The sequence below is a fragment of the Paenibacillus sp. JT22N12 genome, from assembly GCF_056269365.1.
Genome location: NZ_JBWDNU010000001.1, coordinates 269,116 through 284,070, shown reverse-complemented (window position 1 = coordinate 284,070; position 14,955 = coordinate 269,116). Strand labels below are relative to the sequence as shown.

The following is a 14,955-nucleotide window of genomic DNA, read 5'->3' as shown; positions in this document are numbered from 1 at the left end:
GCTATTTCTCCTTGGTTGTCTGTTTGGCTTTAGAGGCGGCCTTACCCCACAGGACAAACAGGATAACGACCGCCACTACAGCAATGTTAATGCCAATTTTGACGGGATTCAAATCATTTATACCGCTAAACCAGTCATTTACTGTCCCGTCGAAAAGCTTGCTGACAAGCTTCACGAGGAAGAGAATGCCGACAATCAGCAATCTTATAGCGAGTATAGCCGGAATGATGACAACGGCCATACGCAGTAGATCCCGGCCGGAATCCCTGCGCATCAGCAATAATACCGCCGCAATAAGGCACATAACGCCGCCAAGCAGCATCAGGACCGGCTGTATCCAACGATACCAGGGAAATCCGGGATCGTCCAGCGCATTATTGTAGAAAAACCAGGTCGCCCACAAGACGACAATACCGGCCAACGCACTAATGAGCGGCAGCAGCTTTGCATTCCAGTCCGGCTCCCCGGTTCCCCGCTGTTCCCCGTTTTCTTCATTCATGTGGAGCACCATCCATTCTTTGATAAATTATTTGATCGATAAAATAAATATTTGATCGATTAATCAGAATATAACTTGTGAAGCTTCCTGTGTCAATAGGCGTCTTAAAGGAAACTTTATTAATAGTGGCACATTGCATCGCAGAACTACTATATACAAATCGGGACTCTTCTAATTGAAGCGGGAAGCGCCTCAACACTAAGAAGTCATGATTTTTACACCCAGGTCAGTTTTTTTATAGGTTACAAACCGATAGCGTTTACTTACAATTCAGAATAGATTCGATAGAAATAACTGAATTGGAGGAATCAGCGTGAAGGGATGGAAGGGAAAAGTCTTTACAATTGCCTCGGTTCTCTTATTAAGCGGTATTTTGCTGCTGGCCGGTTGTGCGAAGGGGGAACCGCCGGGAGCAGAGAGCATTCCTGCGGCAGATGGGAATGCTGCCGGAGATGCGGAGAACTTGCCGTCCAATGAGGGGGGCTCCACGATGAAGGACGGCAAATTCAGTCCGCCGGTAACGATTACTACTGGTGCATGGATCGGCGGAGACACGAAGTTCGTGAATGGGGATTCGATTGACAATACCCCGATGATCCGCTGGGCCCACGACAATCTTGGAATCGATTTGAAATACCAGTGGGTTGTCGCCAAGCAGGGTGAAACACTGGAAAATAAGATCAAGCTGGCCATGTCAAGCGGCGAGACGCTGCCGGATGTGCTGAACTTCGGCGACAAGGTGCTTCTGAAGGATCTCGTCGATTCCGGCAATATCCAGCCTGTTGACGAGATGTTCGGCAAATACGCCTCCGAGCGGCTCAAGAATCTGTACGCGGAGAACAGCGATGTATGGAACTCCGTTACGATTAATGGAAAGCGGTATGGCATTCCGTTCATCTGGACCCATCAGTTCGATAATATATTGTGGATCCGGACAGATTGGCTGCAGAAGGTCGGGATGGAAATTCCACAAACGTTCGATGAGCTGGAGAAGGTGATGGAGGCGTTCGTAACCCGGGACCCGGACGGCAATGGCAAGAAGGATACGATCGCGCTCGCAGTGGCCGGCAAGGATTCACTCTTTGATTGGATGGCCTCGACGGATTGGGTATTTGGTTCCTTCGGCAATGAGATTCCAGGCATCTGGACGAAGGGTTCCGACGGCTCGCTTCAGTATTCGTCCGTGCAGCCATCAATCAAGCAAGGACTTGCCAAGCTGCATGACTGGTATGCCAAAGGCTACCTGGCTCAGGATTTGTCATTGAATGACGCCTACAAAGCAGCCGAATGGTGGCAGAAGGGCAAGGCGGGCATCATTGCCGGACCTGCATGGATGGGCGGCTGGCCGCTGCAGGACGTGACAGCCAATGTGAAGGGAGCCACCTATGCGCCTATCAAATTCCCAGAAGGCGCCGGCGGCCAAGTTGCCCGCAAATCAACCGCAGGCGCAAACGGTTTTATGGTATTCAGCAAAGAATTCAAGGAATATGAAGCCTTCTTCAGTTATTTTGACGTCCTATACGGACCGGCGTTCCTTGATCCGGATTCCCCTTTTAAATACGGGTATTCGGAGGATTACGACTACAAATTGCAGGATGGCAAGCTCCTGCCGAAGGAATCGCTGCCGGGCAAGAATGCGCCTGTTCCGATCGTTGGCGGAGTATCCGCGGGACAATTCTCCAAAGACGATTTGGTGAAAAAGGTACTTGCAGGGGATGTCTCCACGCCATACTTGCAATCGAGGGCGCAGGATCCCAAACCGGTACTGGAGGGACTGGTCATCAACGACGATCTGATCGGGAAGAGTATTGCGAATAACTTTACAGGCGCCAGCACCAATACGATGAGCTCGAAGGCGGAGCTCCTGGAAAAGAATGAGAAGGAGACATTCATCAAAATCGTATACGGCAAAGCGCCGGTCGATGAGTTTGACCGTTTTGTTCAGGAATGGAAAGCCGGGGGCGGGGACGAGATCACGAAAGAAGTCAATGAATGGTGGCAGGCGGTAAGTGTGAAGTAAGAATATTTAAAGGATAAGGTGCTGACGCTGATGAAGGTTTATCTGCAAAAAACATGGCAGCTGCACATCCTTCTGCTGCCAACGCTTGTATTCCTGATCATTTTCAACTATGTGCCGATACTGGGGTTGGTTATTTCATTCCAGGATTATAAGCCATGGCTTGGCTTTACGGGTTCACCTTGGGTCGGCTTTGACCACTTCGTATATATGTTTACTTACAGGGACAGCGTTCAGGTTATCTGGAATACCTTCGTGATTTCTTTTATGAAAATCGTTGGCGGCCTGTTCGTGCCTTTTGTGTTTGCTCTATTGCTCAATGAAGTCAGGAAAATGGTCTTCAAACGCACCATCCAGTCATTGGTGTATCTGCCGCATTTCCTCTCTTGGGTCATATTAGGCGGAATACTGACCGATATTCTCTCGATGCAGGGACTGGTTAACCGTCTGCTCGGATCCGTGTTCGGCGTGGAACCGGTCATGTTTCTCAGTGATGGCAACTGGTTCCGGGCGACTGTGGTGATCAGCGATATCTGGAAGGAATTCGGATTCTCGACGATTGTATATCTGGCCGCGCTCACAGGGATAAACCCGTCTCTTTATGAGGCATCAAGCATTGACGGGGCGAACCGTTGGCAGCAGACCATTCGGATTACCATACCATCCTTGCTGCCGATTACCGTCGTCCTGGCGACGCTATCTCTGGGCAATATACTAAATGCAGGCTTTGATCAAATCTTCAACCTATATTCCCCGCTCGTTTATGAAAAGGGGGATATCATCGACACATTCGTTTATCGGGTGGGTTTGCAGGGTTCCAATTACAGCTTTGCGACTGCTGTGGGGCTCTTCAAGTCCGTGGTCGGTTTCATCCTGATCGTGATGACCTACGGGGCAGCCAAGAAAGTGGCCAACTACAGAATTTTCTAAGGAGGATACCATGCACAGCACGCCATCCTATCGCATATTCACCTGGCTTAACATGGTCTTTCTTGCATTCCTCGCCCTTCTTTGTATTGCGCCGCTGCTCAATGTACTGGCTATTTCCTTCAGTTCCAAGGAGCCGGCCGATGCGGGAATGGTTACGTTCTGGCCGGTGAAATTCACCCTGAGCGCCTATGCGAAAACCTTCGACAATGCGAATTTTATCCGGTCGTTCTGGATCGCGGTGGAACGGACAACGTTAAGCACATTGCTGACTATGACGCTTACCTGCACGGCGGCCTATGCGCTTTCCAAAGAAGACCGTGTATTCCGCGGACGTTCGCTGTATGCCTGGATCATTGTATTTACCATGCTGTTCAACGGAGGGCTGATTCCGTCTTATCTCGTCGTCTACCATCTGGGGTTAAACAACACGCTTGCGGCGCTGATTCTTCCGTCGGCTGTGAATGTTTTCAATATTGTGCTGATGATGAACTTTTTCCGCGGTATACCGAAGGAGCTGGAGGAAGCGGCGCTGATTGATGGTGCCGGACATTTTATGACCCTTCTCAAAATCTACCTGCCCATATCCCTGCCGTCTCTGGCTACAATCGGTTTGTTTACGATCGTTGGGAATTGGAATTCCTGGTTCGACGGATTAATTTATATGTCCGACTTCCGGAACTACCCGATGTCCACCTTCCTGCAGACGGTCGTTGCCTCAACGGATTTCACGAAGCTCAGTATGGACCCGAGGGAATTCTCGAATTTATCCGACCGGACGCTCAAAGCGTCGCTGATCTTCATTTCCGCTCTGCCGGTGCTGGTGGTTTATCCGTTTCTGCAGAAATATTTCGTACACGGAATGACGCTTGGTTCGGTCAAAGAGTAAGAAAGGGTCTATACGAAGGCAAGGATAGCTTGGTACAATTGGACGTGAAAGCACTTTCAACGGAAGGGTGGCTGCGGGCATGCGGATTAAGTTCAGCATCTTCGGAAAAATCGCCATTCTCATTTGCTGCTTGCTCATCCCGATTCTTATCATATTCACGTATGTGAATAACCGGAGCACACGGCTGGTCGAGGATGAAATCCGCAAATCCAAGCTGAAGCAGCTCTCCGTCTTCATGAATCAGGTAAATACACAGATCGAGCAGCTGTCGATGTATTCCATGCAGCTTATGCGGGATTCCGATGTGCTTGAATTTCAAAACGCAATAAACGCAAGCAGCGGGTATGACCGGGATAAAACGATCAACACCATTTATGAGAAGCTCCTGCTTGGCAGCATCTCATCGAGCTATCAGAACCGGATCACGTTGTACTTGCCTGCGAGCGATCTGGCGATCACAACCGGCTCGGAAGCTCCCTTCGACCGCAAGGCTTTCATGCAGGACGTGTCGACGACAGACTGGAAGCTGCACCCGAAAAGCAGGGAGCTTGGGCAGAATAACGATTATTTCAGCAGGTATACCGTAGAGCCATTCTCCATGTACCTTCATCCCGGGGAAGCCAATGTCATCATTCAGACCACCTTCCCTGTGGATAATCTTCGCAAGATGATGGATGATTTCAAGCGCAATGGCGGCGACGATCCGTTCCTGTTCAACCCCTCCCAGGGGCTGATAACGAACCGCTCATCGGATGAGAAGCTCGTCCATGCGCTGAAGCAAGCCCTGGTGGGCAGGACTTTTCGGGATGCAGAGGCCGAGACGATAACGCTTGACGGTCAGAATTATATGATCAGTGTTGCGCTCATTTCGCGCCTGAATTGGTATGTCGTCGATTACGTGCCCATTGAGCAGATTCTGAATCCGATTCATGAGGTGCGGAACTTATTTTACATGTCCGTCTGCCTGCTTCTCATCCTGAGCATACTTGCGCTGCTGATGCTGTATCGCAATGTCCAGATTCCGATAAAACAGCTTATACACAGCCTCAGGGAGATGAAGCGGGGCAATTTCTCCATACGGATGTACCCTCGCCGGGCAAGCGAATTTTCATTCGTGTTCTCCAGATTCAATGAGATGGCGCAGGAGATTCAGGTGCTGGTGGAAAAAGCATATTTGGAGAAGATCCAGACGCGCGAGGCAACGCTGAAGCAGCTGCAGTCACAGATCAATCCCCATTTTCTGTATAACTGCCTGTTTTATATTCAAAGCATGATCCGGCTGGGCGTGCTTGATCTTGCCGAGACTATGGCGCTGAATCTTGGCGAGTATTACCGTTATACTACCCGTGTCGAGAAGCAGAGCGTTTCGCTTCGCGGCGAGCTGGGATTCGTAGAGAATTACCTGGAAATTCAGCAAATGCGGATGAAACGGTTCAACTATGAGATTCATGCTCCGCCGCATATGATGGAGCTGACGGTACCCCGGCTGATTATCCAGCCCATTGTGGAAAATGCAGTTGTCCACGGCATAGAAAATAAACCCGGCAGCGGGACGATCCGGATTCATTGCCGGCAGGATGCCGATTATCATTATGTAATCGTGGAGGATAACGGAGTTGGCATGAGTCAAGAGGTTTTACGCGAGCTCAAAGGGAGCTTGAAACGGAGCATGGACGAAGAGATGGGATGCGGCATGTGGAATGTCCATCAACGGCTTGGCTACCAATACGGCGAGGGTTCCGGTCTGGATATCAATGTATTGCCGACCGGAGGGGTCAGGGTCGTCCTTGCCTGGAGGAGATATCAAGCGGAGGGGGAGAGCGATGTATCAGCTGCTTATTGTGGATGACGAAGAAGCGGTCGTGGATAATTTGATGCTGACTATGCCGTGGGAGACGCTTCAGATCGCAGAAATTCATAAAGCCTGCTCCGCTCCCGAAGCACTGACGCTTCTGGAGGCACACCCGATTCATATTGTCATCACCGATATCCGCATGCCCGGCATGTCTGGTCTGGAACTCGTAAAAAGGATTGCAGAACGGTGGAGCAGGGTCAAGTGCCTTATTCTATCCGGATTCGCGGATTTCGATTACGCCAAGCAGGCGCTTCAAAATCATACCGTGGACTACTTGCTTAAGCCCATACGCGAGAGCGATCTCATGCAGGTGGTGGAACGCGTTATCGGGCAAATCCAGAGTGAATGGGAAAGCATCAGTTCATTCCAGCGGGCGCAATCGGCGCTTCGTGACCATCTTCCCCTGCTTAAGGGTAATCTGCTCAGCGAGCTTCTGCAGGGCAAGAGGATGACATCTGACGCTTTGCATGAAAAACTGGAGCTGTTTGAATTATCGTTCGGATCGGGCGATGCTTTCTCCATGATACTGGTGCGGTTGGAAGAGGAGTTCGCCCGCCATGACTTTCAGAGCTTGTCGCTGCTGGAATATGCGATCGGCAATATTGCGGAAGAGCTCAGCCAAGGCGTGTTTGAGCTATGGTCGTGCAAGGACGTTAACGATCACCTGGTGTTCTGCGTAAAGTTGACTGCCGAAAAATACGGTGAACTTACTGGGCTGGCAAACGGGGAAGAAGTCCGGCAGAAACTGCTCGAACAGTTTGCCATACAGATCCAGGGCAAAGTGAAGGTTTATCTCAAAGGAGGGATCTCGATCGTCGTTGGAGAATGGGCGATTTTCCCGGCGGATATGGCTGGTCTTTACCAGCAGCTGCTCGCCATGGTCCGCGAGCGTCTGGGCCGGGACCGGGAGATCATTATGATCATGGCTGCCCGCGAATGCGAAGCAAGGACCCGGATGCAATCATTATCCAGCCTGTATGAGCCGCCTCTCCTGCAGCATTTGCTGGATGCCGGGCGCTGGGATGCGGTACAGGTGAAGCTTCGGGCAATATTCGGGGAAGTGGAACAGCTTCAGGAAGTGTCTGCCGAGCATCATCTGGAGGTTTTTCTGTTGTTGTCCAGCTCTGCCGCCTATATCGTACATAAGAGCGGCCTCTCATTAGCCGAGCTCCTCGGGGAAGACGCCGAGCCCATTTGTAATCCGCTGCACCGCGCACCGCCCAATCTGCAAGGCTGGGCAGTGCGGGTCTTCGAGAGGATCCAGAATCATTTGGAGCGGGAAATGAAAGACAATCGTTCAGGAATCGTTGAGCGCATTCATGCTTTCATCAACCGGAAGCTATCGGAGGACGTGTCGATTCAATCCATTGCCGATCATGTTTTTCTGCATCCCGCATATCTATCCAGAGTCTATAAGCTTGAAACCGGCCAGAGCATCGGTCATTATCTGCTGAAGCTGCGGATGGAGAAAGCCGCTCAGCTGCTGAGAAGCAGCGACCATAAAATCATGGATGTCGCTTATTCGCTCGGTTATCAGAACGCCACATATTTCTCCAAGGTATTCAAGAATCATTACGGGATGACACCGCAGCATTTTCGTGACGACCGCGCAGTGCAATAATTATCTGTATTTGAGAAGGGGATGCGACATGGACAATTTGGAATTGGTGTTGGACGCCAGGGCGACGCTTGGCGAAGGTCCCAGCTGGGATGCCGGCAAAGGGCTGCTCTACTGGGTGGACATTATGGAATCGCAGATCCATATCTTCGATCCCGGGTCGGGAACGGACCTGAAATACGAGATTGGCCAGTATGTCGGGGCGGTCGTGCCTGACCGGAATAACGGATTTGTTATTGCCGCCAGGGACGGTTTCTTCCGGTTCGATCCCGCAAGCGGCCTGCTGCACCCGATTGGCGACCCGGAGGCGGGGATAGCGGCCAACCGGTTTAACGATGGAAAATGCGATGCAATGGGAAGGTTCTGGGCGGGTACGATGGAGCTGACCGAGCGGAGTCCGGGCGGTGCTTTATACTGCCTATATCCGAATGGAGACATCGAGAAGAAGGTGCCAGGCATTACCTGCTCCAATGGCATCACGTGGAGTCCTGATCACACAATGATGTATTATATCGATTCACCGACGAGACAGGTCAGGGCTTATCCCTTTGACCTCGATACCGGGCGGCTTGGAGAAGGGCGCGTCATCATCACGATTCCGGAGGGCGAGGGATCGCCGGACGGCATGACAACGGACATGGAGGGCATGCTCTGGATCGCACAGTGGGACGGTTACTGCGTATCCCGCTTCAATCCGGAAACCGGAGAGCGGCTGCTTAAAGTGGAGGTGCCTGCCGCGCGGGTAACCTCTTGCGTTTTTGGCGGAGACCTGCTTGATGAGCTCTACATTACGACGGCAAGGACGGGGCTGCCCGAAGAAGAGCTTCGACAGCGGCCGCTGTCAGGCGGAATTTTCCGCTTGAAGCCAGGGGTACAAGGGCTGCCGAGCTATCCGTTCGGCTCATGACCATGAAATGATGATCCTAAATTCCAAGGAGGCAATCAAATGCAATTAACGTATGAGCAGAAGAAGCAGCTTCTGGAGCAGGGCTATGTCAAGGTGCCGGGCGTGGTGCCCAGGATCATGGTAGAGCAGGCCATGAAGGCGATTAATCATTCGATCGGCAAAGGCATTCCGGCTGATCATCGCGGGGCCAACTACTGCAGAGAACTGGAGACGGAGCAGATCATTACGGATTTGTTTAACAAAACACCAGCCAAAGCGCTTGTCGATTCACTTGTCGGGGAAGACAGCTATCATCCTGTTCAGCTCGGACAAATTGCGCTTCGTTTCCCTGATTATCCGGATCATCCTGTGGATGATCATCATGGTGCGCATCTGGACGGCGTTCTTCGCGTCAAAGATGGCATTGCCCAGAACTTCACTGCCCTTGTCGGACTTATCCTAAGCGATCAAACCGGGCAGCACAGGGGGAATTTTACTGTGTATCCGGGAACTCATCGGGCATATGAGGCCTATTTCCGCGAGCATGGACCCGAGATTTTATTCCAGGATGAAGGGTTTCAGACGATCCACCGGTCAACCAATGTGCCTCTACCCAAGCCGGTGCAGATTACGGGGGAGCCTGGAGATTTGATCCTTACACATTATCAACTTATCCATGCAGGGGGGATGAACGCATCCGAGCGCATCCGCTATTCCCTGTACTTCCGGGTCGATCATATCGACCGCAAGAATGACTGGAAGGCGCCGCTTATCGATATGTGGCGGCACTGGCCGGGCATGCAGCCGATGCTGCTATCCACAAGCAGCTGACAAGCCGCGGATTAACAAAATAGAGCGGAAGGACCGGGCCTTCTTAAACCCGGAAAAATCCCCTCGAGGCGGACAATGCTTCAAGGAGTCTATAATAAGACTCCCGGCATCGTCAGTCTGGGGGGATTTTAATTAGAGCGGCAGATCCCGTTTGCTGAATGCAGCGATACCGGCGGCGAAGCCGGCTATGCCGATCACAAGCAGAATAATCGAGGACAACAGCGGGTCGCCGCCGCCATTTACAATTTCGCCGGGCTTGTATAGTGAAAAGACTGAAACGAACCTGAGCCATTCGACGCTGTCGCTTATTTTGCCGAGCATATCCAGACCGAACATGCCGAAGGTAAGGACACCGGAAATTCCCAATGCTTTCTTCTCATCGTTGGCAAGCGAGGAGACGAGGAAGGAGATCCCGCTGACCGCAATAAACAGCGTCCAAGCGATCGCATTCATCAGTATGAAACGGGATCCGTCAAATTCGAACTGATCGCCGATAAACCAGGCATATCCAAGAAAGCCCGCCGCTGTAGCAACGACCATAATCAGCAGAAGTCCCGCAGCCAGCACGCCAGCCTGGGTCGCGGCAATGCGCTGCCGGGTCGTCGGGGTTGACAGCAGATACGCCATGGAGCCTTGATCAACCAGCCTTGCCATTAGCTGCGTCGACAGCATAACGCTGAATATAGCAAGCAGGAGGGGGAGGATGAGCCCATAATACTCTCCGGAGATGAAAGCTTCCATGCTTCCGAATCCGCCCTGAATGCCGAACGCGTTCACCAGACCATCGGGCATCGCTTCCATCAGGTCATTGAGCACCTGTATTCTCAGCGATTCCGGGATAAAGCCAGAACATGAGCAGAATATAGAATGCCGAGCCGAAGGCGTAATTGCTTATGCCTTTGAGATTGATTTTCATCATTTGCTTGAAAAGAGGGAGGTTCATCGGACGCTCTCCTTCCGGTCATAATAATGCATAAAAACATCCTCAAGATTTTGCGCTTTGACATCAAGGCTGCGAACCGGATATTTGGCTGTTTCCTGGATCAGATCGTTATAATTGCCCTGCACGGCGACGGTGATCCGGCGGCCGTCATGCGATTCGACCGGCATATTGCCCGCTGACGCAAACTTCCCGGCATCCTCCTCATGCTCAAACACGATCTCGACCAGCTTGCGCTGCATGGATTGAAGCTCATGAATGTTTTTAACCGCTATGATCCTGCCATCCTTGATTATGGCGGCGCGGCCGCAGGTTCGCTCAACCTCGGGGAAGCTGTGGGAGGACATGAGGAACGTGGTCCCTTGCGCTTTCTCTTCAAGCACAAGCTCAATGAATATTTGCTGCATCAGCGGATCGAGGCCGGAAGTCGGTTCGTCCAGAATGATCAATTCGGGATCATGCATGAACGCCGCCACGATACCGACCTTTTGTTTCATTCCTTTGGACATCTTGCGGATTGGCGTATTGATGTCGAATTGCAGTCTTTCGATCAGACGGCTCCGCTTGGCCGAGTTATTGACTCTTTGCATCCTGGACATGAATTCAAGAAAATCCTTTCCTGTCATGCCTTCGATAAAAGCGATCTCTCCCGGCAGGTATCCGACCAGCTTCTGCACAACTCCCTGCTTCGTCCATGTGTCGAGCCCCTTGATGGACACTTTTCCCCGTTCCGGCTTCATGAATCCCATAATATGACGGATAGTCGTCGATTTGCCCGCACCGTTAGGCCCGAGAAATCCGAATACCTCGCCTCTGTTCACCGTGAATGATACATCCGCTATTCCTTTGCCATTGGTAAAAACCTTGGTCAGTCCCTCCACAATCAACATGCATTGCTCACCTCGAACTAAATTATGAAATTATTTTACTTTATTATTACATAAATTATGATAGATCTGCAGGATAAAGAAGTCAATGGGTTGTGAAATATATTTAATTTATATTTCATCAATTAGAGGTAATGCAGGGCATTCTTCGGCTGGTGAACCGAGTATTGAAGATTCGAGGGGGAGGATGGACTTGGCAGGATGAAGGCGCAGGAATATCAGGGATCCGTTTCTTGCAAAAATATTGAACAATATCAAAAAAGCGAGTCTTGCCCTGACTATCGCAACCCGGATCAGACCGCTCTTTTTCAAAGGGCGGTCTTGATAAGATTATTCAATGAGAGGATCCTTATCCCTGGAATATGGGTAATAAGTCAGGAAGGAATTAATTCAAGAGGAGGCTCGAAACATGCGAACTCAAACCGTAACACAGTTCTTCCGCGCGTATGAGCAGCGTATTAATGATGCCCTTGCTGACCCCGAAAGCATAGAAGTGCCGGCCATGACTGCCGCTTATACAGAAAGCTTCCTGGAGGCCAACCCCAAAGGGGTTCAAGTTTTCCAGAATGATGAACAATATGCGGAAGCACTGAAGCCCGCGTTCGAGAATCAACGGCGTATCGGGACAAAGTCAATGAGCATCACGTCAATCCATACCGTCAAGATGGATGATTTGCATGCGGCCGCTGCTATCCACTGGAGAGCCGTCTATTGCCGTCAAAAGGATGGGAAGGAGATCAGCATCGATTTTGATGAGACCTACATGCTTCAATTTATCGGGGATACCCCCAGAATCTTTGCTTACATCGCAGGTGATGAGGAGGCGACGTTGAAGGAGCATGATTTGATTGATTAACTTCTACGGAAGATTATGTTATCAATGGGCGTACAAGTATGACTTTACACCATTTCCGACAAAGGCTTTCCAGATGACCAGGTTATAGGGATAGGTCCAATCCATTTCATAGCCCCCAAACATCCCGTAAATCCGGTTGCTGTTGAAGAGAAGAGAACCTTTCTGGTCAAAAGCAACCCCGTCCACCCAAAGCATGCGGTCATCGGACACAAAATCCTGGAAGGTATTGCTGAAAGGGCTGTAGGCGCCTGCTCCCTTGCCTTCCAGCATGCTGTAGAACACATTACCTCTATTATCCGCGTGAATTCCTCCGGAGGTTGTTCGCTTGCTGCCGATGGCCCGCACAGCCTGGCTGATTTCCGCCAAGGGCGTATTGTAATTTCTTAATCGCGAGGTATCAATAGCATACAGATTGCGACCTGTGAGCGGGCAGTAATACAAGGTGGAGCGGTCCGCGGATAAAGCGATGCCGTCTGCACCGATTCGCACAGGCTGATTTTTGTATATCGGTTTGTCGTCAATTTGAAATCTAAAACCGGGATAATCCTGTGTGCTGTAATGCCGGTCAAGGACCCGTCTGAGCGTTCTCGTCCTCATGTTGTACACAATGATTCCCCCGTCCAGCGGGTGATCGGGCCACCCGCTGCCGGAATCGGTTATATAGACAAAGCCGTTCTTGTTATCCACGACCAGATCATTCAGGAACGAAGTCCGGTAAGATGCGATCTCATCCGGGATGTTAATGGAATCGATCATCCGATTGGTATTCAAATCCCAGACGACCAGCTTTTGCGACCCTTCGGGAGACGGCTCGTAGGCGATCTTTCCTTGATCCAGCAGCCAAATCCGGTTAAACTCATCAATCTCGTAACCCAGTACGGATTGAAGAGCATGGACATTCCCCGCCTGATTCCACTCCCAGCTTGGAAAAGCGTCGAGGAGCGGTTTTCCGTCCTTGATCACGATTCGGTTTATGGTAGCGGGAATACCCGCGGCCCAGCGCGGCACCGAAACATAATAGCGCCCTTGCTGATCCACTTTTACTCCGCATGCCGGCGCTTTTTTCCAATATTGATTGGCTTCGAAGTCCTGCTTCATGGCAGGGTCGGGAAAATTCCAATCCAATCGGTTCCAATGAAAGATCATTTGATATTGTCCTATAGGACTGGGATGGGATTGCATCAATATAACCTCCCGCAAGTGGTCAACGATAATAGCCTGGTCTTATAGATATATGTCTATTGCGGAAGAAGATGCTGGCTCCGGTTATTCAAATGATCTTGTTGTTGACCAAAGAGCCCTGCAGCTGGCATATCTGCAAGACCTGGCCGATATGATACGATTCGTCCAAGCTCCATTAATGTCCAAGGCTGCCCGTGACATAGGAGAGTGTGGAAGCCGCTATAATACGGGATGTCTTTACTGGATCATTGTAAATGAGAAATGCCGATCAAGCGCATAATTGATTGCGCCGAGAGCGCCGCCGACCTCTGTCAATATGGCGGTGTCCACCGCGATTCCGGCAGAGAGAGCCGTCATGGACCGCTGCTTCATAACTTTTGTGGCGGTTTGGACATAAGTGCTGCACATACTGGGTATGGAGCCCCCAAGAATGATAGCTTCGGGATTCAGCAAATTAACCAGATTAGCCAGTGCAATGCCCAGATAGGTGGCGGCATGATTCACGACTCTCATCGCCAATTCATCGCCCTGGTCGGCGGCCAGGCAAACGTCCTTTGCCTGAAGCAGCTGGAGGTCGTAACCTGGAATGACGCCGTTCAGCAAGCTTTCATACTGACCGGAGCGAAGGTGTTTGCGGGCTTCCTGTTCGATTGCGGAAGCCGTAGAATAGAGGTGCAGACAACCGTTATTCCCGCACGGACATACGGGTCCATCAGGTTCAACCGTAATATGTCCGAGCTCACCGGCTCCGCCGAAGGAACCGGACACCAGCTGCCGGTCATTAAAGATTCCGGCAGCTATGCCGGAGCCGACCCCGACATAAATCATATGCTTGTAGCTGCTTCCAGAGCCGAACCGGCATTCGGAAAGCCCGCGGGCATGATGCCTGTTTATGGCCACGGTAGGCCAACCAAGCTTTTTATTTACCATTTCCTCAATGTCCACGTTAGACCAGCCCAAATCCGATGCGCTCCTGATAATACCTCGTCTTGTATCAACAAGGCCCGGCACACCCAGACCGAACAATTTAATGACCTCTTTGTCGAATTCCTTCACAAACTTTGAAGTTTGATCCGTCAATTCATCAATCGCGGCTTCAGGCTGAGACGAGCTGACCGGTATTTTCGTCGTATGCAGGACATTGCCGAGTAAATCGAATACGCCAAGCGTCCATACCTGATCATTTAAATCGGCGCCCATAATAGCATGGGACCCCGGGACGAGCTCCAGTGAAATGGCAGGGCGTCCCCCTGTGGAGGGGGCTTTCTCCGTTTCTTTTACAAGATTCCAATCCATAAGCTCGGAAATCGTAGAAGAGATGGTGGCTCTGCTCAGTTCAGTTACTTTGGTCAATTTAATCCGGGGCATGGATCCGTGCATGCGCAAGGCCTGGATGATGCTGGTCTTGCTGCCTTTTTGATCGCTTTTGTTAGGAATTATCATGAACGTCACCATCGCTATATCATTATGTGGTTTAATTGAACCTAATGTTTAGTTTAATAAAAAACAGAACAAAGATCAAGGCAGAATTGCCTTTACTCGCCATATCAGTTTCAATATTTCACTCA

Annotated in this window: 14 protein-coding genes; 8 read left to right on the top strand and 6 right to left on the bottom strand. The window is 50.8% G+C overall.

Features of this window, described 5'->3' with window-relative positions:
• Position 1: 1 nt before the first annotated feature.
• Positions 2-499, bottom strand: coding sequence for a hypothetical protein (locus AC0YOA_RS01110; protein WP_475785039.1), 498 nt, complete (start codon positions 497-499; stop codon positions 2-4).
• A 313-nt stretch (positions 500-812) separates the two neighbouring features.
• Between AC0YOA_RS01110 and AC0YOA_RS01105 the strand changes: the two genes are divergently transcribed.
• The 7 genes from AC0YOA_RS01105 (at position 813) to AC0YOA_RS01075 (ending at position 9,522) form a co-directional block, all read left to right on the top strand.
• Complete coding sequence (locus AC0YOA_RS01105) at positions 813-2,519, top strand: extracellular solute-binding protein (protein ID WP_475785038.1); 1,707 nt, start codon at positions 813-815, stop codon at positions 2,517-2,519.
• Between the two features lie 30 nt (positions 2,520-2,549).
• Positions 2,550-3,446 (top strand): ABC transporter permease, encoded by an 897-nt coding sequence (locus AC0YOA_RS01100; protein ID WP_475766683.1) that lies wholly within the window; start codon positions 2,550-2,552, stop codon positions 3,444-3,446.
• Positions 3,447-3,456: 10 nt separating this feature from the next.
• Entirely contained in the window at positions 3,457-4,332 is an 876-nt protein-coding gene (locus tag AC0YOA_RS01095; protein WP_475785037.1) for a carbohydrate ABC transporter permease, read from the top strand.
• A 79-nt stretch (positions 4,333-4,411) separates the two neighbouring features.
• Positions 4,412-6,181, top strand: coding sequence for a sensor histidine kinase (locus AC0YOA_RS01090; RefSeq protein WP_475785036.1), 1,770 nt, complete (start codon positions 4,412-4,414; stop codon positions 6,179-6,181).
• Positions 6,156-7,808, top strand: a complete 1,653-nt coding sequence (locus AC0YOA_RS01085; RefSeq protein WP_475785035.1) for a response regulator transcription factor — start codon at positions 6,156-6,158, stop codon at positions 7,806-7,808. The genes AC0YOA_RS01090 and AC0YOA_RS01085 overlap by 26 nt, the downstream gene beginning before the upstream one ends.
• Before the next feature lie 28 nt (positions 7,809-7,836).
• A complete protein-coding gene (locus AC0YOA_RS01080; RefSeq protein WP_475785034.1) occupies positions 7,837-8,712 on the top strand; it encodes an SMP-30/gluconolactonase/LRE family protein in 876 nt (291 codons plus the stop codon).
• Between the two features lie 39 nt (positions 8,713-8,751).
• Positions 8,752-9,522 (top strand): phytanoyl-CoA dioxygenase family protein, encoded by a 771-nt coding sequence (locus tag AC0YOA_RS01075; protein WP_475785033.1) that lies wholly within the window; start codon positions 8,752-8,754, stop codon positions 9,520-9,522.
• Positions 9,523-9,654: 132 nt separating this feature from the next.
• Here AC0YOA_RS01075 and AC0YOA_RS01070 read toward each other — a convergent pair whose 3' ends face one another.
• The 3 genes from AC0YOA_RS01070 to AC0YOA_RS01060 are packed head-to-tail and all read right to left on the bottom strand — an operon-like array spanning position 9,655 to position 11,352.
• The gene (locus AC0YOA_RS01070) at positions 9,655-10,323 is read right to left on the bottom strand and encodes an ABC transporter permease subunit (RefSeq protein WP_475785032.1); all 669 of its coding nucleotides are present in this window, start codon (positions 10,321-10,323) and stop codon (positions 9,655-9,657) included.
• Between the two features lie 4 nt (positions 10,324-10,327).
• Positions 10,328-10,465 carry a hypothetical protein gene (locus AC0YOA_RS01065; RefSeq protein ID WP_475785031.1) on the bottom strand — a complete coding sequence of 46 codons (138 nt, stop codon included), beginning with the start codon at positions 10,463-10,465 and terminating at the stop codon, positions 10,328-10,330.
• Entirely contained in the window at positions 10,462-11,352 is an 891-nt protein-coding gene (locus AC0YOA_RS01060) for an ABC transporter ATP-binding protein (protein WP_475785030.1), read from the bottom strand. The genes AC0YOA_RS01065 and AC0YOA_RS01060 overlap by 4 nt, the downstream gene beginning before the upstream one ends.
• 406 nt (positions 11,353-11,758) lie before the next feature.
• Here AC0YOA_RS01060 and AC0YOA_RS01055 point away from each other — a divergent pair, with 406 nt between their 5' ends.
• The gene (locus AC0YOA_RS01055) at positions 11,759-12,205 is read left to right on the top strand and encodes a hypothetical protein (protein WP_475785029.1); all 447 of its coding nucleotides are present in this window, start codon (positions 11,759-11,761) and stop codon (positions 12,203-12,205) included.
• A gap of 21 nt (positions 12,206-12,226) precedes the next feature.
• Here AC0YOA_RS01055 and AC0YOA_RS01050 read toward each other — a convergent pair whose 3' ends face one another.
• Together AC0YOA_RS01050 and AC0YOA_RS01045 are read right to left on the bottom strand one after the other, a co-directional pair.
• Positions 12,227-13,387: an L-dopachrome tautomerase-related protein gene (locus tag AC0YOA_RS01050; RefSeq protein WP_475785028.1), complete on the bottom strand. Its 1,161-nt coding sequence runs from the start codon at positions 13,385-13,387 to the stop codon at positions 12,227-12,229.
• A gap of 237 nt (positions 13,388-13,624) precedes the next feature.
• Positions 13,625-14,830 (bottom strand): ROK family protein, encoded by a 1,206-nt coding sequence (locus AC0YOA_RS01045; RefSeq protein ID WP_475785027.1) that lies wholly within the window; start codon positions 14,828-14,830, stop codon positions 13,625-13,627.
• Positions 14,831-14,955 lie beyond the last annotated feature (125 nt).

Coding starts and splice junctions, on each gene's coding strand:
- AC0YOA_RS01110 (WP_475785039.1), bottom strand. CDS start 499: ATGAATGAAGAAAACGGGGAACAGCGGGGAACCGGGGAGCCGGACTGG.
- AC0YOA_RS01100 (WP_475766683.1), top strand. CDS start 2,550: ATGAAGGTTTATCTGCAAAAAACATGGCAGCTGCACATCCTTCTGCTG.
- AC0YOA_RS01095 (WP_475785037.1), top strand. CDS start 3,457: ATGCACAGCACGCCATCCTATCGCATATTCACCTGGCTTAACATGGTC.
- AC0YOA_RS01090 (WP_475785036.1), top strand. CDS start 4,412: ATGCGGATTAAGTTCAGCATCTTCGGAAAAATCGCCATTCTCATTTGC.
- AC0YOA_RS01085 (WP_475785035.1), top strand. CDS start 6,156: ATGTATCAGCTGCTTATTGTGGATGACGAAGAAGCGGTCGTGGATAAT.
- AC0YOA_RS01080 (WP_475785034.1), top strand. CDS start 7,837: ATGGACAATTTGGAATTGGTGTTGGACGCCAGGGCGACGCTTGGCGAA.
- AC0YOA_RS01075 (WP_475785033.1), top strand. CDS start 8,752: ATGCAATTAACGTATGAGCAGAAGAAGCAGCTTCTGGAGCAGGGCTAT.
- AC0YOA_RS01070 (WP_475785032.1), bottom strand. CDS start 10,323: ATGGAAGCGATGCCCGATGGTCTGGTGAACGCGTTCGGCATTCAGGGC.
- AC0YOA_RS01065 (WP_475785031.1), bottom strand. CDS start 10,465: ATGAACCTCCCTCTTTTCAAGCAAATGATGAAAATCAATCTCAAAGGC.
- AC0YOA_RS01060 (WP_475785030.1), bottom strand. CDS start 11,352: ATGTTGATTGTGGAGGGACTGACCAAGGTTTTTACCAATGGCAAAGGA.
- AC0YOA_RS01055 (WP_475785029.1), top strand. CDS start 11,759: ATGCGAACTCAAACCGTAACACAGTTCTTCCGCGCGTATGAGCAGCGT.
- AC0YOA_RS01050 (WP_475785028.1), bottom strand. CDS start 13,387: ATGCAATCCCATCCCAGTCCTATAGGACAATATCAAATGATCTTTCAT.
- AC0YOA_RS01045 (WP_475785027.1), bottom strand. CDS start 14,830: ATGATAATTCCTAACAAAAGCGATCAAAAAGGCAGCAAGACCAGCATC.